Source organism: Herbihabitans rhizosphaerae (assembly GCF_004216555.1).
GTDB lineage: Bacteria > Actinomycetota > Actinomycetes > Mycobacteriales > Pseudonocardiaceae > Herbihabitans > Herbihabitans rhizosphaerae.
The window spans coordinates 380312-400717 of sequence record NZ_SGWQ01000005.1 but is presented as its reverse complement, the minus strand read 5'-3'; the positions used below and the strand labels follow the sequence as shown (position 1 = coordinate 400717).

Sequence of the window (20406 nt, the reverse complement as noted above, 5' to 3'; positions counted from 1 at the left end):
TCACTTCTTCTCGTCCTCGTCGACGATCTCGGCGTCCACGACGTCCTCGGCCTTGCCGTCCTTGGCACTGTCCGAAGTGGACTCGCCGCCGGGCGCGCCGCCCGCGTCGGCTCCGGCACCCTCGGCGCCGGCGGCCGCACCGGTGTTGGCGTACAGCGCCGAACCCATGGCCTGGGACTCGGTGGCCAGCTTCTCCATCGCCGCCTTGATCGCCGGGATGTCGGTGCCCTTCAAGGACTCCTGGGCCTCGGTGATCGCCGCGTTGACCTTGTCCTTGGCCTCGGCCGGGATCTTCTCGTCGTTCTCCTTGACGAACTTCTCCGTCTGGTAGACGAGCGTCTCGGCCTGGTTGCGGACCTCGGCCTCCTCGCGGCGCTTCTTGTCCTCCTCGGCGTGCGCCTCGGCGTCCTTGACCATGCGGTCGATGTCGTCCTTGGGCAGCGCCGAGCCGCCCGTGATGGTCATCGACTGCTCCTTGCCGGTGCCCAGGTCCTTCGCGTTGACGTGCACGATGCCGTTCGCGTCGATGTCGAAGGTGACCTCGATCTGCGGCACGCCACGGGGTGCCGGCGGGATGCCGGTCAGGTCGAAGGTGCCCAGCTTCTTGTTGTGCACGGCGATCTCGCGCTCACCCTGGAACACCTGGATGCCGACCGTGGTCTGGCCGTCGTCCGCGGTGGAGAAGATCTCCGAGCGCTTGGTCGGGATCGTGGTGTTGCGCTCGATCAGCTTGGTGAACACGCCGCCCTTGGTCTCGATGCCCAGCGACAGCGGGGTCACGTCGAGCAGCAGGACGTCCTTGACCTCACCCTTGAGCACGCCGGCCTGCAGCGCGGCGCCGACGGCGACGACCTCGTCCGGGTTGACGCCCTTGTTCGGCTCCTTGCCGCCGGTCAGCTCCTTGACCAGCTCGGTGACCGCGGGCATCCGGGTGGAGCCGCCGACCATCACCACGTGGTCGATGTCGGCCACCGAGATGCTGGCGTCCTTGATCACGTTGTTGAACGGCTGGCGGGCGCGGTCGAGCAGGTCGGAGGTGATCCGCTGGAACTCCGCACGGGTCAGGTTCTCGTCCAGGAACAGCGGGTTCTTGTCCCCGTCGACCGTGATGTACGGCAGGTTGATGTTGGCGCTGTTCGAGCTGGACAGCTCGATCTTGGCCTTCTCCGCCGCCTCGCGGATGCGCTGCAGCGCCATCTTGTCCTTGGTCAGGTCGATGCCGCTGGAAGACTTGAACTTCTCCACCAGCCAGTCGACGATCCGCTGGTCCCAGTCGTCGCCGCCGAGATGGTTGTCACCGGAGGTGGCGCGCACCTCCACGACGCCGTCGCCGATCTCCAGCAGGGACACGTCGAACGTGCCGCCGCCGAGGTCGAAGACCAGGATCGTCTGCTCCTTCTCGCCCTTGTCCAGGCCGTAGGCCAGCGCCGCCGCGGTCGGCTCGTTCACGATCCGCAGCACGTTCAGGCCGGCGACCTGGCCGGCCTCCTTGGTGGCCTGGCGCTGCGCGTCCTCGAAGTACGCGGGCACGGTGATCACCGCGTCGGTGATCGGCTCGCCGAGGTAGGCCTCCGCGTCGCGCTTGAGCTTCTGCAGCACGCGCGCGCTGATCTCCTGCGCGGTGTAGGTCTTGCCGTCGACGTCCGGCGTCTTCCAGCTCTCGCCCATGTGCCGCTTGACCGACCGGATGGTGCGGTCGACGTTGGTCACGGCCTGGTTCTTCGCCGGCTGACCGACGAGCACCTCGCCGTTCTTGGCGAAGGCCACGATCGACGGTGTGGTCCGCGATCCCTCGGAGTTGGCGATCACTGTCGGCTCGCCACCCTCGAGAACGGCGACGACCGAGTTGGTCGTGCCAAGGTCGATACCGACCGCTCGCGCCATGAGGTTCCTCCTGTAGTCCTGTGTGGGTGCGCTCCTGGAGCCTGTCCGGCCAGGTCCGCGCGGGGTGTTGAGCGAATGCGACGCAAGTTTGCCCTCGGCCCCGCCGAGTCGTCAAACCGAACTTGAGTCGCTCCTGCTCAACCTTTGCATCGGGCTCAACGTGCGAACCGTCTCCGGTGTTCCCGGCCTGGTCAGCCGTGTCGCACGGTCAGGTTGCCGCTCTGCGTGCGAACGTCGATCTGCTGCTGTGCGGTCGGCACGTCAGGAACGCTCACGCGGTTGTCACCGCTGCCGGTGCGCGTGCGCACCCGGTACTGGCCCTGCGGCACGGTCACCTCGACGTCGCCCGATCCGGTGTCCGCATTCACGTCGGTGACGGCGGTCGTGGTCAGCCGGATCGCCCCGGAGCCGGACTTCACCGCCGTCGCGCCGCGCAGGCCGGTGCCGGTGATGTCGCCGGAACCGGTCTCGGCGGCGACCGACGCGCCGGTGTTCCACAGCGCGACGCGGCCCGAGCCGGTGGTCGCCCGCACCTCGCCGGGCACGTCGCGCACGGCGATTTCCCCCGCGCCGGTCTTGACCGTCGCGGCGGCGAGCCCGGTCACCAGGAACCGCCCGGAGCCGGTGTGCCCGGTGACCGTCGTGCCGCGCGGGACCACGATCGTGTAGTCGATCTCGCAGTCGTTCTGCCCGCACGGGTCGAGCACGAGCGTGTCACCCTCGACCCGGTGCGTGTGGCCGGGCTTGTCGCCGTTGAACTGGATCTCCCGGTGCACGGTGGCGTTCGGGATGTCGCCGACCTTCACGTCGACCGTGCCCGAGCCGTTGGCCACCCGCAGCTTGCTGATCGGGGAGCTGGTGGACACGTCGTCGGACGCGTTCTTGCGCTCCCACGGCGCCGTGTCGCACCCGGCCAGCACAAGCGCGCTCGCCCCCACGGCGAGTACTCCGACCGCGACCCGTCGCCAAGACATGCCCACTCCTCGCATCAGTTCAACCGTCTGGCTGAACGCTACGAGTCACGGCGCGCGGCGCGCATGAGGGTTGTCCCCGATGTGTCCCTGGGCTTGACCCCCTACCCGAGGCGGAGGCTGGTGGGCCGAGTAGCGGGACGTCAGGCGAGTTCCCGGATGACCGGGCCGAGCTCCCGCCGCACGAAGGACTCGTCCTCGATCCACTGAACGGACGCCAGCAGGTGATCGTCGGCGAGCCGCTCCCACAGGAAACCGTCGACTCGAACCTCGGTGATCACGAGCCGGAACGGATTCGCCCGGCGCCCCAGCTCGGCTTCGAGCTCGGCCACCAGCTCCGTGATCAGCAGGCCGCGCCGCGGCTCGCGGCGCGGCACGGTCATGGTGTACCGCCCGAACGACTCACGGGTCGCCGGCAGCGCCGACCGGATCGCGGGGCGGTCGGCGAGCAGGGGCGAGGTCTCCGTCGTGGGGTAGTCGTCATGCCGCGCTCGCAGGTCGGACGGACCCTCGGCCGCCGCGTTCCGCAGCACGTCGTCCCACCACCCGGGCCACTCCCGCTGGACAGCCGCTCTGTCCACAGTGGACGGAACGTGGACGGGGACCGAGGGGTCCAGCGACGGGACGTAGGGCGAGGTGTCCACCGACAGTGCGAGTGAGTCACGCAGCCACAGCGCCATGTCGGTGGCGTGGTCGGTGCCGCGGCGCAGCTGCCAGGAAGTGCTTTCCGCAGTGAACATTAAAGCCACCATAGCCGACACGGAGGCCGCTCAGCCGAGATCGCGGAACATGAACCGCACCACCGGCCGCAGTTGCTCGGCGGTCGGCGGCTCGTCGTCGATCAGCCCCTGCATCAGCAACCCGTCCACACCGGCGAGGTAGGTGCGCAACTGGACGCCGGACTCGTCACCCGGTTGGCGCACCATGCTGGTGAGCACGTCCAGCCAGCGCCGGGCGGCGGGCCGCAGCTCGGGCCGGCGCGCGGCCAGCAGGTACAGCTCGTACTCGGCGATCGCCCGCCGGCGTCGCGGGCCGAGCCAGTCGGCGAGCAGCTCGGCCAGCTCGTTGACGCCCCGGCTGCCCTTGGTGCGCGCGCGATCGATCATCCAGTACACCTCGGAGGCGCACTGCTCGGCCGACCACACCAGCGCGCCGGACAGCAGGTCGTCCAGGGTGGCGAAGTGGTAGGTGGTCGACGTGGTCGGGACACCGGCCTCGGCGGCGACCGTGCGGTGCGTGACCCCGGCGACGCCGTCCCGCTCGATCACCCGCAGCGTCGCCTCGACGATCTCCGCCCGCCTGCGCTCGCCGCGCGCCTTGCGGCCGTCGACGCGTGGCCGGGTCAGTGTTGCCTGCCGAGTTCGAGCAGTAGCACGCCGGCGATCACGAGCACCACGCCGGCGCCCATGGTCCAGGTGAAGCTCTCGTTCAGGAACAGCGCGCCGATGATCGCGACCAGCGCGACCCCGACGGCGGCCCACACGCCGTAGGCCACGCCGACCGGAAAACCGCGCTTGAGCAGCACGGCGAGTGCGGCGAAGGCGATGCCGTAGCCGATCACCACGAGCACGGACGGCACCAGCTTGCTGAAGCCGTCGGACAGCTTCAACGAGATGGTGGCGGTGACCTCGGCGGCGATCGCGGCCGCGAGGATCAGGAGTGAGACCATGCTGTGAGACTACCGGGACGATCGTTCAGATAGTTGTGGGGCGTTCGCCACACTTGGGTCGTTAGGGGTGGCCAAGCCCGGTTACCGGCGAGTAATAACACTCGCATGGGTGCCTTGCAGCTCACGCTCGGACTGACCGCCGTCGCGATCAGTGCCGTCGCCTGGGGCATGTTCGTACGCACGATCGCGCGGTTCGTCCGCACGATCCGGCTCGGGCAGCCCGACTCCACCCGTAACGGTCCATTCGTGGCGCGAATGACCACGATGATCAAGGAGTTCGCCGCCCACACGCGGATGAGCAAGTTCCGCCACGTCGCGTGGGCGCACTGGCTGGTGATGTGGGGCTTCCTGATCGGCTCCGCCGCGCTGTTCGAGGCCTACGGCGAGGTGTTCGTGCCGACCTGGGGCTGGCCGATCCTGGACCACTGGGCGCTGTGGCACCTGCTGATGGAGCTGCTCGGCGTGGCCACCGTCGTCGGCGGCGTGGCACTGGCGATCATCCGCCAGCGCAACCATCCGAGGCGCGCCGACCGGCAGTCCCGGTTCCAGGGCTCGAACATGAAGCAGGCGTACTTCGTCGAGGCCGTGGTGATCCTGGAGGGCATCGGCATCCTCGGCGTGCGCGCGGCCAAGGCGGCACTCGGCGCGCACGAGGTGCCGACCTGGGCGGCGTTCGTGACCAACCCGCTCGGCGATCTGCTGCCGGCCAGCGGCGCGCTGGTGTCGATCTTCGCGTTCGCCAAGCTGATGATGGCGATGGTCTGGGTGTACGTGGTCGCCAGGAACATGACCATGGGCGTGGCGTGGCACCGGTTCTCCGCGTTCTTCAACATCTATTTCAAGCGCGAGGCGGACGGCGGGGTCGCGCTCGGCGCGGTGAGGCCGATGATGTCCGGCGGCAAGCCGCTGGACTTCGAGGAGGCCGATCCGGAGAAGGACGTCTTCGGCGCCGGCAAAATCGAGGACTTCTCCTGGAAGGGCTGGCTCGACTTCTCGACCTGCACCGAGTGCGGCCGCTGCCAGTCCCAGTGCCCCGCGTGGAACACCGGCAAACCGTTGTCCCCCAAGCTTTTGATCACCCAACTTCGTGATCACGCGTACGCCAAGGCGCCGTACCTGCTCGCCGGCGGCAGCCGGGACATGGCCGGCGACGAGGTCGGGCTGTCCGGCGAGAACATGTACGCCGGCATCGACGTGCTGGCGATCGCCGAGTCCGAGCGCGCGCTGGTCGGCTCGGATGGTGCTGCCGGCGGCGTGATCGACCCGGACGTGCTCTGGTCGTGCACCTCGTGCGGCGCGTGCGTCGAGCAGTGCCCGGTGGACATCGAGCACGTCGACCACATCGTCGACATGCGGCGGTACCAGGTGCTGATCGAGTCGAACTTCCCGACCGAGTTGGGCGGGATGTTCAAGAATCTCGAAAACAAAGGCAATCCGTGGGGCCAGAACGCCAAGGACCGTCTCCAGTGGACCGAGGACCTGGACTTCGAGGTGCCGGTGTTCGACGGTGAACTCGGCGACACCGAGTACCTGTTCTGGGTCGGCTGCGCCGGCGCGTTCGAGGACCGCGCGAAGAAGACCACCCGCGCGGTGGCCGAACTGCTGCACACCGCCGAGGTGAAGTACTGCGTGCTCGGGCCGGAGGAGACCTGCACCGGCGACCCGGCACGCCGCGCCGGCAACGAGTTCCTGTTCCAGATGCTGGCCCAGCAGAACGTCGAGGTGCTCAACTCGGTGTTCGAGGACGTGCCGGTCGGCAAGCGCAAGATCGTGGTGACCTGCGCGCACTGCTTCAACTCGATCGCCAACGAGTACCCGCAGCTCGGCGGGGACTACGAGGTCGTGCACCACACGCAGTTGCTGAACAAGCTGGTGCGCGAAAGGCGGCTCACCCCGGTCGCGCCGGTCACCGAGGACGTGACCTACCACGACCCGTGCTACCTCGGCCGGCACAACAAGGTGTACGAGGCGCCGCGTGAGTTGGTCGGCGCGTCCGGTGCCACGCTGCGCGAGATGCCGCGGCACGGTGATCGCTCGATGTGCTGTGGTGCGGGCGGCGCGCGCATGTGGATGGAGGAGCGGATCGGCAAGCGGATCAACGTCGATCGGGTGGACGAGGCGCTGGGCACCGCGCCGTCCAAGATCGCCACCGGTTGCCCGTTCTGCCGCGTGATGCTGACCGACGGCGTGACCCAGCGGCAGAACGACGGCGTCGCCGGCGAGCACGTCGAGGTGGTGGACGTGGCGCAACTGCTGCTGACCGCGGTGCGGCGCGGCAAGACCGACGCGGCCGAGAAGCCCGAGGAGTCCGCTGTGGACGATCAGCCGGACGTTCCGGCGAGCACCGAACTCGTGAAAGAGAACTGAAAGCGCCCTCGGTGATCCTGTGTCGGGGCGGTCGATCACGGCTGCCCGTATCCGAACACACAGGGGACGAGAACGTTGAAGAAGCGAATCATTGCGGCCATCGGCGGTTCCGCCGCGGCGGTGGCGACGGCCGTGTCGTTGCTGGCGGGCCCGACGGCGACCGCGGCCCCGACCGAGGCCGACGAGAGCGGCCCGATCGGCGCGAGCGCGGTGGAGACCGCGCCGGTCGAGATCAACCCCAACGAGCGACACCCCGCCGCGATGGCGGCCGATCCTCGGATCAGCTCCAGGGTCGAGCGCACGTATTGCAAGTACCGGGTCACCGCGGACGGGGTCGCCGTGCGCGAGGACCCGAAGAAGGGCTCGCCAAGGGTCGGCCTCCTGTACAAGGGCCAGTGGTTCAAGGGCGTATACGGCGAGAACATGAACGGCTACAAGGTCGGATATCACGACTCCGTCCCGCAGGTGGGCTGGGTCTACGCGAAGTACCTGGACCTGATTCCGGGCACCTGCTACAAGGGCTGACGTGATGAAAGGGGGCGCGACCCGGGTGGGTCGCGCCCCTGGTGTGTCTACTGTGGACGGTCGTCAGTCGCGGTCGCCGTAGCCGCCGCTCGAACCCCCACTGGAACCACCGGCGCGGCTGTCCCGGTCGCCCCCGTCACCCCGGCCGCCGCCCGAGGGCGAGCCGTACCCGCTGTCCCTGCTGTCGCGATCCCCGCCGGACTCCCGGCCGGACGAGGAAGATCCGTACCCGCCGCTGTCGCGACTGTCCCGGTCGCCACCGGACTCGCGCCCCGACGAGTAGCCGCCCCCGCTGGAACCCCCGCTTGAGCCACTGTCGCGGCTGTCCCGGTCACCCCCGTCGCCGTACCCCCCGCCGGACTCGCGGCCACCGGACGACGAGCCGTAGCCGCCGCGCTCTTCGGACTCCCCGTAACGCTCCTGATCGGTCACTACACACACTCCTCGATCTTGTGACGCCACACGGCGAGCGTCTCGCCGCGCGAGGAGTCCACCACCGCCCCAGCGGTCCCGCCAATCAACTTGACCTGCACGAGTGTCACCCACACGGCCACCGATCGCGCTGCGTCATAGCCCAGCGACGCACACGGCGCCACGAACCCGTGAACCCGAACGGGATTCAGCGGGCTCGATCCCGCGGTGGGGCGCTGACCAGGGGTTTCAGGGCATTTGTTCACTCACACGGGTCACGGTGTGACGTCAGACGAGCGGGAGGCGCACCCGGAACGTGGCACCTTCACCCGGGCGGGACTCGACGCCGACCGTGCCGCCGTGTGCGGCCACCAGCGCCGCCACGATCGCCAGCCCCAGCCCGGCCCCGCCGTCGTCGCGCGACCGGCCCGGCGAGGCACGGTAGAACCGCTCGAACACCCGCTCCGCCTGCTCCGGCGCGAGCCCGTTGCCGGTGTCGGCCACCTCGACCTCGGCGAACCATCCATTGTCCACAGTGGACAGTCCAACGTGGACGGACGCGTCGTCGGGAGTGTGCCGCACCGCGTTGTTCAACAGGTTCGCCACCACCTGCCGCAGCCGGGCCTCGTCACCGCGCACGGTCAGCGGACCGCCGGACACGTCCAGCCCGATCGTGCGCCCACCCGCCCCGGCGCGCGCGTCCTCGACCGCGTCGACGACCACCACGACCAGGTCCACCTCCTCGGACCGCAACGGCCGCTGCTGGTCCAGCCGGGCGAGCAGCAGCAGGTCGTCCACGAGCAAGCCCATCCGAGCCGCCTCGTCCTCGATCCGTTGCAGTGCATGGGAAATCTCCGCATCGCCGGTCACCGCACCCTGCCGGTACAGCTCGGCGTAGCCCCGAATCGAGGTGAGCGGCGAGCGCAGTTCGTGGCTGGCGTCGGCCACGAACCGGCGCATCCGCTCCTCCGAGGAGCGCGCCGCCGCCTCGGAGGACTCGCGAGCCCGGAACGCCGACTCGATCTGGCCGAGCATCGTGTTCAGCGCCGAGCCGAGCCGCCCGACCTCGCTGTGCGGGTTGTCCACCGGAACACGCCGGGACAGGTCTCCGTCGGCGATCTCGGCGGCGGTCCGCTCAACCTGCTCCAGCGGCCGGAAACTGCGGCGCACCAACAGGTATCCCAGTCCGAGCAACAGCACCAGCGCGAACCCGCCGATGATCAGGATGTTCACCCGGGACTGCGTGACCGTGCTCTCCACGTCCTCCAACCCGGCGGCCACCACGAGGTACTGATCCTCGCCGGCGCGCTGCACGACCACCCGCCAGTCGTGGTCGCCGATGGCCGGCCCGACGGTGAACGGCTCGCCCAGCCGCACCGAGTCCAGCCTCGGCAGATCGGGCTCGCCCGGCCGCTCCCCGTTCGCCGTGGACCGGATCACCTGACCGGCCGGCGAACCGTCCACATTGCTGATCAGCATCACGAAGTCGCTCGGCAACACCTGCGGCGCCGCGCCGAAAGCCTGGCCCGGCCGAGTCGGCCGCGGCCGCGGCGACCCGGTGTCGACCTGGTTCATCGCGCCCTGCGCCGCCCGTTTCACCCGAGTGTCCACTTGGGACACGAGGTAGCTCTCCATGGCCGCCGGCGCGGCGATCGCGCTGCCCACGAAAGCCAGCAGCAGCAACAGGAACAGCACCGCGAGGAGCTGCCAGCGCAGGGGGAGCCGGGCGTTCATCGCTGTTCTCTGAGCACGTAGCCGATACCCCGCACGGTGTGGATCAGCCGGGGCTCGACGTGGTCGATCTTGCGCCGAAGGTAGGAGATGTAGGACTCCACGACGCCCTCGCCGCCGGTGAAGTCGTAGCTCCACACCTGGTCGAGGATCTGCTGCTTGGACACCACCCGCCCGGCGTTGCGCAGCAGGAAGTGCAGCAGCTTGAACTCGGTGGGCGACAGCTGCACCGGCCGTCCGGCGCGGGCGACCTGGTAGCCGTCCTCGTCCAGTTCCAGATCGGCGTAGCGCAGCACGTTGACACTGTCCTCGGCCTCCACGCCGGTGCGCCGCAGTACCGCGTGCACCCGGGCGATGACCTCCTCCAGGCTGAACGGCTTGGTCACGTAGTCGTCGCCGCCCAGCGTCAGACCGTTGATCTTGTCCTCGGTGGCGTCCCGCGCGGTCAGGAACAGCACCGGCACCCGGCGTCCGCCGGTCCGCAGCCAGCGCAGCACCTCGAAGCCGTCCAGGTCGGGCAGCATCACGTCGAGCAGCACCAGGTCGGGCTGGTCGCGCTCGGCCGCGCGCAGCGCCTCGGTGCCGGTGGCGGCCGTGCCGACGTCGAACCCGGCGAAGCGCAGGCTGACGGCGAGCAGTTCCCTGATGGACTGCTCGTCGTCGACGACCAACAACCTGATGCGCTCGGTCATGGCTGTTTCGTGATCACCTGTGCCTTGATCGTGCCGTTCTCGGGTTGACCCTGGACCGCAACGGTAGCGCCGTTGGTCAGATCCGCGACCGTGCCGGGCGTCGCGACCTGCACCTTCGTGTCGCCGGCGAGCGCGACGGTGATCTCCTGGCCGTTCTCTGTCTTGATCACCATCTGCTGACCGTCCACCCGGACCACGGTGCCGGTGATCCCTCGTGCGACCGGGCCGGAATTGGAACGCGGCCCGCCCTGGCCACCACCGCCGCCCGGCCCGCGCACCATGCCGCCACCCGGCTGTGCGGCGGCCGGCTGACCGTCGTCGGCGAGCGCGGAGTGCGCCCACACCCCGCCGGCGAACGCGGCTCCGGCGAGTGCCACCGCGGCGAGCACGACGGTTACCTTGCTGGTCCCGCTCGACTCGCGCAGCTCGGCGTCCAATGTGGACTGATCGGGCTGGGTGAGCAGGTCGTCCCGGTCGGGAAGTTGTTGTGACACTTGGGGAAACTCCTTCACTCGTGGCGCTATTCGTGTCTCAGGGCCTCGATCGGGCGCAGCCGGGCCGCGCGGTTGGCCGGGTAACTGCCGAAGAACAGGCCCAGTGCGGCGGACACCGCGAACGCGAGCACCACCGACGGCCAGGAGATCACCGGTTCGATCTCGTAGATCGTGAACCGGCTGCCGACGAGCCCGGCCACCACGCCGAGCCCGCCGCCGAGCAGCCCGAGCAGGGTCGCCTCGGTGAGGAACTGGGCGAGGATCACCCGTCGCGGCGCGCCCATGGCCTTGCGCACGCCGATCTCGCGGATCCGCTCGGTGACCGTGACCAGCATGATGTTGGTGATGCCGATTCCGCCTACCAGCAGGGAAATCGCCGCGACGGCGGCCAGCAGCACGGTGAACGTCTCGGTGGCCTCGGTGCGCGTGGCGAGCAGTTGAGTCGGGTTGCTCACCCGGTAGTCGGCGTTGGCCGGGTTGGTGACGTTGTGCCGGCTGTTCAGGATCGCGCCGATCTCCGCCTGCGCCTGCGCCATCACGTCGGCGCTGCGCGCGGTGACCAGGATCTGGTTCAGCCCGCCGTAGCCGGCCAGCGTGTTCTGCACGGTGCTGATCGGCGCGACGGCGATGTCGTCCGGATCGCCGAAACCGGTGGCGCCCTTGGGTTCCAGCACGCCGAGGACGGTGAACGGCAGGTTGTTGATCAGCACCTGCCTGCCGACCGGATCGGCGTTCGGGAACAGCGCCGCCGCCGTGGTCGGGCCCAGCAGCACGACCTTGCGCGCCTCGGCCACGTCGGTGTCGGTGAACGCCGAGCCGGACGCGATCGTGGCGTTGCTGGCCGGCAGATAGCCCGGTTCGGTGCCGACCACCTGGCGCACCGAGTAGTTGACATCACCGGCGGTCGTGCTCGCGTTGTTGGTGCTGACCACGGGCACGGCGGTGGCGATGTCCGGCGCGCCCTGCTGGTCGACCAGCGCGCGGGCGTCGGCGACGGTCAGCGGGCGTTTGGTGGCCGCCGCGCCGGCCGAGCCACCGGCCGACGGGCTCACCGTGAGCACGTTCGTGCCGAGGCTGGTGATGCTGTTGGCGACCGCGGCCTGCGCGCCGTTGCCCACCGCGACCAGCACGATCACCGCCGCGACACCGATCAGAATGCCGAGTGTGGTGAGTGCTGACCGCAGCTTGTTCGCGGCCAGCCCGCTGAGCGCGAAACGCAGTGTCTCCAACGGGTTCACGGCGCCCCCACGATGCGCCCGTCGGACACCCGGACCACGCGGTTCGCGTGTGCGGCGACGTCGGACTCGTGCGTGATGATCACGATGGTGCGGCCCGCCGCGTGCAGACGGTCCAAAATGGACAGAACCTCGGCGGAGTTGTGAGTGTCCAGGTTGCCGGTCGGCTCGTCGGCGAGCACCATCGCCGGCCCGGTGACCAGCGCGCGGGCGATCGCGACCCGCTGCTGCTCGCCACCGGAGAGCTGGTTCGGCACATGGTCGGCCCGGTGCGCGAGCCCGACCAGCTCGAGTGCTGCTCGGGCCCGCGCTCGACGGCGGGTGCGCCGCATGCCGGCGTACACCAGCGGAAGCTCCACATTGGACAGTGCGGACGTGCGTGGGATCAGGTTGAACGACTGGAACACGAACCCGATCTTTCTGTTGCGCAGCAAGGAAAGCTGCTGCTCGGAGAACGTGGACACCTCGATGCCGTCCAGCCGGTACCGGCCGCGTGTCGGCGTGTCCAGGCAGCCGAGCACGTTGAGCAGGGTGGACTTGCCGGAACCGGACGCGCCGACGATCGCCACGTAGTCGCCGCGCGCGACGGTGAAGTCGATGCCGCGCAACGCGTGCACCTCGGCGTGCCCGCTGCCGTAGGTCTTGTGCACGGCGGTCACCTCGATCACCGGTGCCTCGGTGCTCATCGGCCGCCACCGCCACCTTGGCGTGGTGCGCCGCCGCCGGGCCCGCCGATCATCGGGCCGCCGCTCGGTGCGCGCCGGTCGCCCGAACTGCCGCCGGACGCCCCGGGCAGCACCACCTGTTCACCGGCCGAGACACCGTCGAGAATCTCGACTGTCGAGTCACCTTTCACCCCGAGCCGCACCGGTTTGGTCAGCTCGCGGCCGTTGTCCAGCACGCTGACCGTGCTCTCGCCGCCCGTCGTGCGCACCGCGGCGGTGGGCAGCACCACCGCGTTCTCCGCGCGGGCGACGGTCACCGACACGCTGGCCGACTGGCCGTGCCGCGCGCCGGGTGGGAGCTGGCCGAGGCTGAGCGTGGCGCCGTAGGTGACCACGCCGTTGGCGGTCGTCGGCACCACGTCGATCGCGGCCACCTTCGCCTCGATCGGCTGACCGGGGATCGCGTTCAGGGTGACGCTGCCGGTCTGGCCGATCTTCAACTTGGCCACGTCCACCTCGGCGAACGACGCGCGCACCTCGAGTCTTCCCAGGTCGGCGATCTGCGCGAACGCCGTCGAACTGGTGCCTGTACTCGCCGGGTTTCCCGTTCCGGTGTTTCCCGAACTGGGATTCCCACTGCTGGAATTCCCACTGGCGGAATTCCCGCTCGCGGTGTTCCCACTGCTGGTATTCCCGCTGCCGGTGTTCCCGGTGCCGGTGCTGCCGGTCGACGACGAGCCGCTCACCCGTTGGCCCACCGCGCCGTTGATCGCGGTGACCGTGCCGGGGATCGGCGCGGTGAGCGTCGTGCTGGCGGCCGCCTTCTTCGCGTTGGTGACCGCGAGTTGCGCCTGTTTGACCGACGCCTGCTGTTGGTTGACCGCCGCGCTGGCCTGGGTGGTGTCCTGGCCGGCGTCGCTCGCCTCGGTGAGCTTTGTCTTGGCGTTGCTCAGGTTCTGCTGCGCCGCGGACAGTTGGTAGTTCGCGATCTCCACCTGGGCGTTCGCCTCGGCCGGGTCGATCTTGGCCAGCGGCCGGCCGGCCGCGACGCTGTCACCCGGCTTGACCAGGACCTCGGTCACCGTGCCCGATGTCGCGAAGTCCGCGTCGGCGGTGGTGGCGCTCTGCAGCGTGCCGGAGGCGGACACCGTCTGGCTGACCGTTCCGGTGCTGGCCGGGAAGGTCCTCGGCGCGCTGCCGGTGTCGGTGCCGTCGTCGGTGAACCAGAAGTACGTCGCGCCTGCCGCCGCCAGCAGCACCAGAATCAGTGCCCCGTTGACGATCCACGTTCGACGTCGTAACCGTGCCATGGGCGAATCAGATCGCACCGGGCTGGCGTGCCCCTGGGAGTTTCCTGCGAACTCCCTGGCAATCGCGCGATCACGTGATGTGCGGCCGGACCAGCGAATGTCAGCGGAATGACAGCACCCGCCCCATATGGTCCGCCGCGCAACCGATCGACAACGAAGGAGACCACGGGATGCGGAAGATTCTGGGCGGGACGCTGGCGATCGCCGCCGCGGCGACAGCGGTGATCATGGGGACGAGCGGTTCCGCGGGTGCGGCTCCGGCAGCGGCCAACGCGTCGGGGTGCACCTGGGACTGGTCCGGCAAGTGGGCCGCGTGCCTCCGGATCAACCCGGACGGATCCCGATACGCGGAGGGAATCTCGGACGAGGGACACATGGTGCACGTCGCGCTCATTCACGACGTGCATGTCCTCACCAGCAGCATGTGGTTCGGTCGTGTCACGACGGAGAGTCGCCCGTACGCCGACCAGGCGTGTCTGTGGGACGAGACCAACCGCCGCTGGTTCCTCTGCCGGGTCAGCCCGTAACGGTCGCGGTGGGTTCTCACGCTGTGCGTGGGAGCCCACCGACCAGGTTGGAGTCCTTGTCCCGCAACAGGTTTCGGATCTCCACGGCGGCGGCACGGCCGGCCCGGTTGGCGCCGATCGTGCTCGCCGACGGGCCGTAGCCGACCAACTGGATACGCGGATCGTGGACCACGCGGGTGCCGTCCATGGTGATTCCGCCGGCCGGTCCGCGCAGCCGCAGCGGTGCCAGGTGTGCCAGGGCCGCCCGGAAACCGGTCGCCCAGAGGATCGCGTCCGCGCGCTGCTCGCGCCCGTCGTCCCACGTCACCCCGTCGGGTGTCACCCGCGAGAACATCGGGTGCCGTTCGTAGGCCCCACGCTCGGCCGCGGCCCGCTCCTGTTCGCGAAGGTGCAGCCCCGTCACACTCACGACGCTGCGTGGGGGAAGTCCGGCGCGCACCCGCTCGTCCACCATCGCCACGATCGCGCGACCCACTTCTGGGGTGAAGTCGTCGTCGCGCCAGATCGGCGGGCGGCGGGTCACCCACGTGGTGGTCGCCACCTCGGAGATCTCGGCCAGGAGTTGCACCGCGGACGCGCCGCCGCCGACCACGACCACGTGCTGGCCGGCGAACTCGTGCGCGCCCCGATAGTCGGCCGTGTGCAACTGCCGACCGCGGAACGTGTCCGCGCCCGGGTACCTCGGTACGAACGGCCGCGTCCACGTGCCAGTCGCGTTGATGATCGCCCGCGCGTTCCAGGTGCCGTCGCTGGTGACCACATCGAGCCGGTCGCCGTCGTGCACGGCGTCGACGGTCACCGGCCTGATCACCGGAAGCTCGAAGCGCTGCTCATAGTCTGCGAAATAGTGCGGCACGAAGTCGTTGGCACGCTCGGCCGCGGCGGCCTCCGGCACGGGCAGCTCCGGAAGGTTCGCGATGCCGTGCACGTCGGCCATGGTCAGCGAGTTCCACCGGTGCTGCCACGCGCCGCCCGGCGAGGCGTTGGAGTCGAGCACCACGAAGTCGTCGAACGGCCGGAAACCCAGTCGCCGCAGGTGAAAGGCCGCCGACAGGCCGGCCTGGCCCGCGCCGATCACCACCACGTCCACGTTCACATGGGAGATCAACGCTCCGCTGTGCGCCGGCCTTCCCGACGCGGGTGTGACGTCAGCCCCTGTGCGTGTCCACCTGGTGGAAGTTGCGATACGCGCGCGACGGCGTAGGACCGCGCTGCCCCTGGTACTTCGACCCGGCGCGGGCCGAGCCGTACGGGTGCTCGGCCGCGCTGGTGAGCCGGAACAGGCACAGTTGGCCGATCTTCATGCCCGGCCACAGCGTGATCGGCAGGTTCGCCACATTGGACAGCTCCAACGTGATGTGCCCGGAAAATCCGGGATCGATGAACCCCGCCGTCGAGTGCGTCAGCAGCCCCAGCCGCCCGAGGCTCGACTTGCCTTCGAGCCGGCCCGCGAGATCATCAGGCAGCGTGACCAGCTCGAACGTGGAGCCGAGCACGAACTCGCCCGGGTGCAGCACGAACGGTGCGTCGCCGTCGGTCTCCACGAGCGAGGTGAGATCGTCCTGCTGCTGGCGCGGGTCGATGTGGGTGTACCGCGTGTTGTTGAAGACGCGGAAGAAGCGGTCCAGCCGGACGTCGATGCTCGACGGCTGCACCATCGCCTCGTCGAACGGCTCGAGCCCGAACCGGCCGGAGTCGAGCTCCTTGTGAAGATCGCGATCGCTCAGCAGCACCGGCCCACCCTAGCGCGCTAGCATCGGGGAGTGCGCAGTAAGCGGCAGCTGGAAGCAGCGATCTTACTGGAAATCGAACACGCCAAGCAGCACCGCAAGGGTCGCGAAGACTCTTTCGTGGAACTGAAGAGACAGTTTCCGGACGACAAACGGAAAGCAGCGCGCCAGATCGCCGCCATCTGCAATGCCGCGCGTGGCGAAGACGTACTCTGGATCGTCGGTATCGATGAGAGCACCGGACAGATCCACACACCCGAGTCGACCGATATCCAAGACTGGTGGCCCGGAGTAGCGAAGTATTTCGAAGACGTGCGCCCCGATATGACCCACCTCGTCGTATCAGTCGACGAGGGTGCGGTAGTCGGCCTACTGCTGGAAACAGATCGCGCACCCTACGTCGTCCGCACCGACGGCCGTGGCCAGGCGCAGCTCGAAGTCCCCTGGCGAGACGGCTCCACGACGCGAAGCATCCGCCGCCGCGAGCTGATGCGACTCCTCGCCCCGACCGCCGAGATTCCGGAGATCGAGTTCCTCAGCGCCGGCGCGACGGCCGAGTACTACATCGACTCCGACCCGGTGATACGACTGACCTTCCACGCGAAGGTATTCGTCGACCTCAGCAACGCGGTTACATTTCCTCGCCATCGACAACGCGCCATCATTCAGAGCGCCACCGGCGAACCGTTCGTCTTGAATATCGACTTCGCGCCCTTTCCACAGACGCGAGACATTCCGGCCGTCCACATAGAGACCCCGACGACCGTAAACTTCTACGCGATGACCACATACTCGGGCACCCCGGAAGAAACCATCGGATGGGCCGAGGATCTGGGGCGCTCCGAGGAGCTTCGGTTGGACATGGAAATCTCGATCAGCGGCGCGGAGCGCACGGTACCGTGGACCGCCCGACTCGACTCTCGAACGGGCGAGGAGGAGAAGCCCGCCGCCATGGACCGATCATGGCGCATCGCCACCTGGTCGATCGGCACCTGACATGAACGATTTCCTGCGCGGCGACGGCTGGTACGCCCAACGTCGACCGGACGGCTACATGCTCACCTGGGAGCACGCCATCCCCGAGGGCACGCGCGTGCACATCGCGACGATCACCGAAGCGGAATTCGAGCGCCTCGCTGACGATCCCGCCGCCCTCACCTCGATCGCCCAAGCCCACGAACACGAGGCGGTCGGCTACACAATGGGTCCGCCGCAGGTCGCACCCGAGCGGCCACCCAACGACGCCGACAACATCTACGGCCCCGGCTGGATAGCTCGCCGAACCTCGGATGGCTACACCCTGAGCTGGCTCATCAACGACCCCAAGGTCCACTTCATGTCCGCCGAACGCAGCACCCCGATCACCGAGGCCAAATTCGATCGCCTGCGCCAAAACCCCGACGCCTTCGACGAGATCCTGCGCGAGCACAACCTCAACGAGTGACCCAGAAAGAATCACCTGGCGCGCTTGACGTCGCCGAACATCTCGCGAAAGTCGGCGCCTGCATCCGCGCCGTAGTTGTCGAGTTCATCCTCCAGCTCGCCAGCGACCAGGAGGAGAGATGGGCGACTCCACCGATCGTGCTGGAGGGCCGGAACGCCTAGTGCCGCAGCCTCGTCAATGTCGCCTCGCCTCGCCGCGATGACGGCGAGCGTCAACTGGGCTTCCGCGTTGCGCATCGGAGAGACCGATTCGCCTTCGGGGTTGACACTGCGCCGGATGACTTCGTTCGCGTTGCGTTCCGCGAGTTGATCCTCGCCGACAATGCGGTACGTGTCCATCGCGTAGAAATCCCACTTGTCCGGGTCGACGACGAAGTGATGCTCCGGCCGTTCGGGATAGGGCAGCTTGTCGAGCAGCGCACGGCCGCTTTCCAGCGCTTGGTGAGCCTCTTCCGCCTGACCCATGCGGGCGTATGCCTTTGCTTGTTGGCCGTAGAGCTGCACCGCGACCGACTGCGATGGAGCAGCCAGCACCCCCGCTTCCGCTGCCGGGATCATCGCGGCGTACCTCCCGGCGGTCAGGTGGAACCATGCCAGCATTTCGTGTGCCCATGCGACGATCGCCGAGTCACCCGATTCCTCGCCGAGCTTCATTGCCATGTGCCGGGTCGCCTCAGCGGCTCTGGTGTTGCCGAGGTCGTATTCGAGGCAACCCACGAGCAACGCGAGCATGCCAGCGTCGTTGAGAACATCGCGATGCTGCGCCAGAGTCAGGCGACCATTCAGCAATTCGGTCATCTTGCCGAGCCATTGCTTCGCCGTTGCGACGAGCGCGCGGGCGTCCGCATGCGAGTACTCGCAACACAATTGATCGATCGTGATGTTCAACGCGTCGATCGTTGCCGGATTGATCGCCGAAGCCCGAACGCGCTGCAACAACTCCAGCGTGTCCATGCCAGTATGGGCTATCAGCGAATCCTTCTCTCGAGAGGCTTCGACGGCCCGCAGCAGGCGGGTCTGTCCGGGAAAATCGAACCAGAGCAAATGTCGCGGCAGGTGCAGTATTCGTGCGTAATTGCGCAGCGTCTCCAGATTCTGCTCCGCCTTGCCGTTCTCGAGTTTACTCACCTGAGCTTGACTGAGACCGAGCCACCGACCAAGAAGCTCCTGGTTGAGCGGCTTGCCGAACAGTCTCAGGTGGCGCGGATGGCTCCTGTACGCCTTGAAAACCTTCCCGATGTGCTGACTCTCGAAAGCCGCACGAAACTCGGGAGTCTCGAAGAACTCGTTGCGGAGTTCTGCGGGTGGGGTGCGAAGTTGGTCGCGCTGGTCCCGATGGCACCTGCCGCACAGCCGGGCGGTGTTGTCGGCGGCGAGCACCGACTGGCAACCCTGACACCGACGCTGTGGACCGGATGCGCTCATCGAGCCCCCGTCGGACGTGCTGTCGCTCTGCCTCTGACCAGCGTACATACGGCCACAACGTCCCACCAGCGGGTCGCGGCGTGGGCCACTGACCACGCGATATTCCGAGCAAGCATGAACATGCCGAAGTCGACATGGCCCCGGGCCGGGAAACGGCTGACAGTGAGCAACGAGCGAACAAGCCAATTCTGGGGTGAGAAATGCAGGGCACCGCAACGACGGACCCGGGCACATCATGAGCACCGTCGACATGATCGGTGTCTGGCTCGCACTTTTCTTCAACGGCGCATGCGCGCTAATGGGCATCCGCGCCGGCGCACGGGCGTTGCTACGAAGGCGCCGTGACAAGCAAGTCGTCCGATGAGCGACTGGCCCGATGTCGACAAATGGCTGGAGGAACTACGTCGTCGTCATTGGACGATCTACGTCTACGGCGAGCGCACCGCGATGGGTGCACTGGTGCTGGACACGCGGCCGTCACGAGCACGCCGCCGCGTTGGCGCTTCGGTCCATCCTCACGCTTAAGCCCGCCAAGTGTGAAAACACCGACCCAGATCACCAACGCACCACCGTTCTGTGGCCTGTCTCCAGACGAGCGACACCAACGCCCAGTTGTGATTCGCCCACTGCGTCAAGGACACCCGGCCAACCTGTCCACGACGCGCCACAACCAGCAGGAACGATCCTGACCAGCAGGTGGGGCCGTTGAAGTCGAGCAGCAGTGCTTGCGGGTAGGCCAGCAGCTCGCGGCCTCGGGGTCGTCGATCGGCGGTGTCACACGGCAACCGCTACGGACACACAGTGCATTAGATCAATGCTGGTAAGTGCGGAACTCGCACCGTGGGGGTCTGGGGGCTCGGCCCCCAGAAATAATGGCGAGGGTCTCGGTCCGCGCTCTCCGCGGGCACACCCTGCCCAACCCGAGCGGATGACGGGAATCGAACCCGCATTCTCAGCTTGGGAACCAGCGTGATCATACTGGAAACTGCCCCTGACCTGCGGATGACTCGTGCCACCATGTGCCCTCGTTGACTGTGGTTGACCGCCGTGAATGGCACGCCAATGGCACAACTTCCCCGCACCCTGTTCCTCCCCTGCCCCTCGTACAGGCCGCTCCTAGCGTCGGGCCGGCGGTGTCAAGAGTGGGCGCTTGCGACCATCGCGTAGCGACGCCGTAGGCGCTCTTGATGCCGGTGGCCCGGCGTTAGACGATCTCGCCACGAGGGTGCCCCGGTGAGTCGCGTTGCGCCTCGTCCCGGTGCCCGTGCGCGGACAGTAACGAGCCGCGACGAGGCTTCGATTTCCGAACATGCGACAGGGCAACGGC

General features: G+C 68.2%; 20 protein-coding genes. 5 read left to right on the top strand and 15 right to left on the bottom strand.

Translation table 11 applies throughout. The features are described from left to right. From dnaK to EV193_RS18015, 5 genes are all read right to left on the bottom strand, one after another. Positions 1–1884 carry a molecular chaperone DnaK gene (gene dnaK / locus EV193_RS18035; RefSeq protein WP_130345283.1) on the bottom strand — a complete coding sequence of 628 codons (1884 nt, stop codon included), beginning with the start codon at positions 1882–1884 and terminating at the stop codon, positions 1–3. Positions 1885–2075: 191 nt separating this feature from the next. Beyond that, a complete protein-coding gene (locus EV193_RS18030; protein ID WP_165401392.1) occupies positions 2076–2858 on the bottom strand; it encodes a DUF4097 family beta strand repeat-containing protein in 783 nt (260 codons plus the stop codon). 140 nt (positions 2859–2998) lie between these two features. Further along, on the bottom strand, positions 2999–3595 hold the full coding sequence (locus EV193_RS18025; protein WP_130345281.1) for a hypothetical protein: 597 nt from the start codon (positions 3593–3595) through the stop codon (positions 2999–3001). 30 nt (positions 3596–3625) lie between these two features. Next, positions 3626–4201, bottom strand: a complete 576-nt coding sequence (locus EV193_RS18020) for a TetR/AcrR family transcriptional regulator (RefSeq protein WP_130345399.1) — start codon at positions 4199–4201, stop codon at positions 3626–3628. Then, entirely contained in the window at positions 4198–4524 is a 327-nt protein-coding gene (locus EV193_RS18015) for a DMT family transporter (protein ID WP_130345280.1), read from the bottom strand. The genes EV193_RS18020 and EV193_RS18015 overlap by 4 nt, the downstream gene beginning before the upstream one ends. A 105-nt stretch (positions 4525–4629) precedes the next feature. Between EV193_RS18015 and EV193_RS18010 the strand changes: the two genes are divergently transcribed. Together EV193_RS18010 and EV193_RS18005 are read left to right on the top strand one after the other, a co-directional pair. Then, on the top strand, positions 4630–6891 hold the full coding sequence (locus EV193_RS18010) for a (Fe-S)-binding protein (protein WP_130345279.1): 2262 nt from the start codon (positions 4630–4632) through the stop codon (positions 6889–6891). Between the two features lie 75 nt (positions 6892–6966). Further along, complete coding sequence (locus EV193_RS18005; RefSeq protein ID WP_130345278.1) at positions 6967–7416, top strand: SH3 domain-containing protein; 450 nt, start codon at positions 6967–6969, stop codon at positions 7414–7416. 63 nt (positions 7417–7479) lie between these two features. Here EV193_RS18005 and EV193_RS18000 read toward each other — a convergent pair whose 3' ends face one another. The 7 genes from EV193_RS18000 to EV193_RS17970 all read right to left on the bottom strand — a co-directional run bounded on the left by EV193_RS18000 (position 7480) and on the right by EV193_RS17970 (position 13954). Continuing rightward, positions 7480–7848 carry a hypothetical protein gene (locus EV193_RS18000; protein ID WP_130345277.1) on the bottom strand — a complete coding sequence of 123 codons (369 nt, stop codon included), beginning with the start codon at positions 7846–7848 and terminating at the stop codon, positions 7480–7482. A 267-nt stretch (positions 7849–8115) separates the two neighbouring features. Next, a complete protein-coding gene (locus tag EV193_RS17995; protein WP_130345276.1) occupies positions 8116–9561 on the bottom strand; it encodes a sensor histidine kinase in 1446 nt (481 codons plus the stop codon). Continuing rightward, positions 9558–10250: a response regulator transcription factor gene (locus EV193_RS17990; protein WP_130345275.1), complete on the bottom strand. Its 693-nt coding sequence runs from the start codon at positions 10248–10250 to the stop codon at positions 9558–9560. The genes EV193_RS17995 and EV193_RS17990 overlap by 4 nt, the downstream gene beginning before the upstream one ends. Next, positions 10247–10744: a hypothetical protein gene (locus EV193_RS17985; RefSeq protein ID WP_130345274.1), complete on the bottom strand. Its 498-nt coding sequence runs from the start codon at positions 10742–10744 to the stop codon at positions 10247–10249. Before EV193_RS17985 ends, EV193_RS17990 begins: the two co-directional genes overlap by 4 nt. A 26-nt stretch (positions 10745–10770) precedes the next feature. Continuing rightward, positions 10771–11982 (bottom strand): ABC transporter permease, encoded by a 1212-nt coding sequence (locus tag EV193_RS17980; RefSeq protein ID WP_130345273.1) that lies wholly within the window; start codon positions 11980–11982, stop codon positions 10771–10773. Then, positions 11979–12665, bottom strand: a complete 687-nt coding sequence (locus EV193_RS17975; RefSeq protein ID WP_130345272.1) for an ABC transporter ATP-binding protein — start codon at positions 12663–12665, stop codon at positions 11979–11981. The genes EV193_RS17980 and EV193_RS17975 overlap by 4 nt, the downstream gene beginning before the upstream one ends. Then, positions 12662–13954: an efflux RND transporter periplasmic adaptor subunit gene (locus EV193_RS17970; protein ID WP_130345271.1), complete on the bottom strand. Its 1293-nt coding sequence runs from the start codon at positions 13952–13954 to the stop codon at positions 12662–12664. The genes EV193_RS17975 and EV193_RS17970 overlap by 4 nt, the downstream gene beginning before the upstream one ends. A gap of 170 nt (positions 13955–14124) precedes the next feature. On the opposite strand from EV193_RS17970, the gene EV193_RS17965 reads away from it, so the two are divergent. Beyond that, on the top strand, positions 14125–14481 hold the full coding sequence (locus tag EV193_RS17965; RefSeq protein WP_130345270.1) for a hypothetical protein: 357 nt from the start codon (positions 14125–14127) through the stop codon (positions 14479–14481). Positions 14482–14497: 16 nt separating this feature from the next. Here the strand turns inward: EV193_RS17965 and EV193_RS17960 are convergent, their stop codons facing one another. Together EV193_RS17960 and dcd are read right to left on the bottom strand one after the other, a co-directional pair. Continuing rightward, positions 14498–15577, bottom strand: a complete 1080-nt coding sequence (locus EV193_RS17960) for an NAD(P)-binding domain-containing protein (protein WP_130345398.1) — start codon at positions 15575–15577, stop codon at positions 14498–14500. Positions 15578–15629: 52 nt separating this feature from the next. Beyond that, on the bottom strand, positions 15630–16214 hold the full coding sequence (gene dcd, locus EV193_RS17955; RefSeq protein ID WP_130345269.1) for a dCTP deaminase: 585 nt from the start codon (positions 16212–16214) through the stop codon (positions 15630–15632). A gap of 30 nt (positions 16215–16244) precedes the next feature. Between dcd and EV193_RS17950 the strand changes: the two genes are divergently transcribed. Both EV193_RS17950 and EV193_RS17945 read left to right on the top strand, forming a co-directional pair. Further along, complete coding sequence (locus EV193_RS17950) at positions 16245–17207, top strand: hypothetical protein (protein ID WP_130345268.1); 963 nt, start codon at positions 16245–16247, stop codon at positions 17205–17207. A 1-nt stretch (position 17208) separates the two neighbouring features. Continuing rightward, complete coding sequence (locus EV193_RS17945) at positions 17209–17655, top strand: hypothetical protein (protein WP_130345267.1); 447 nt, start codon at positions 17209–17211, stop codon at positions 17653–17655. A gap of 11 nt (positions 17656–17666) precedes the next feature. Here EV193_RS17945 and EV193_RS17940 read toward each other — a convergent pair whose 3' ends face one another. After that, entirely contained in the window at positions 17667–19034 is a 1368-nt protein-coding gene (locus EV193_RS17940; RefSeq protein WP_165401391.1) for an NsdA family TPR-like regulatory protein, read from the bottom strand. Positions 19035–20406 lie beyond the last annotated feature (1372 nt).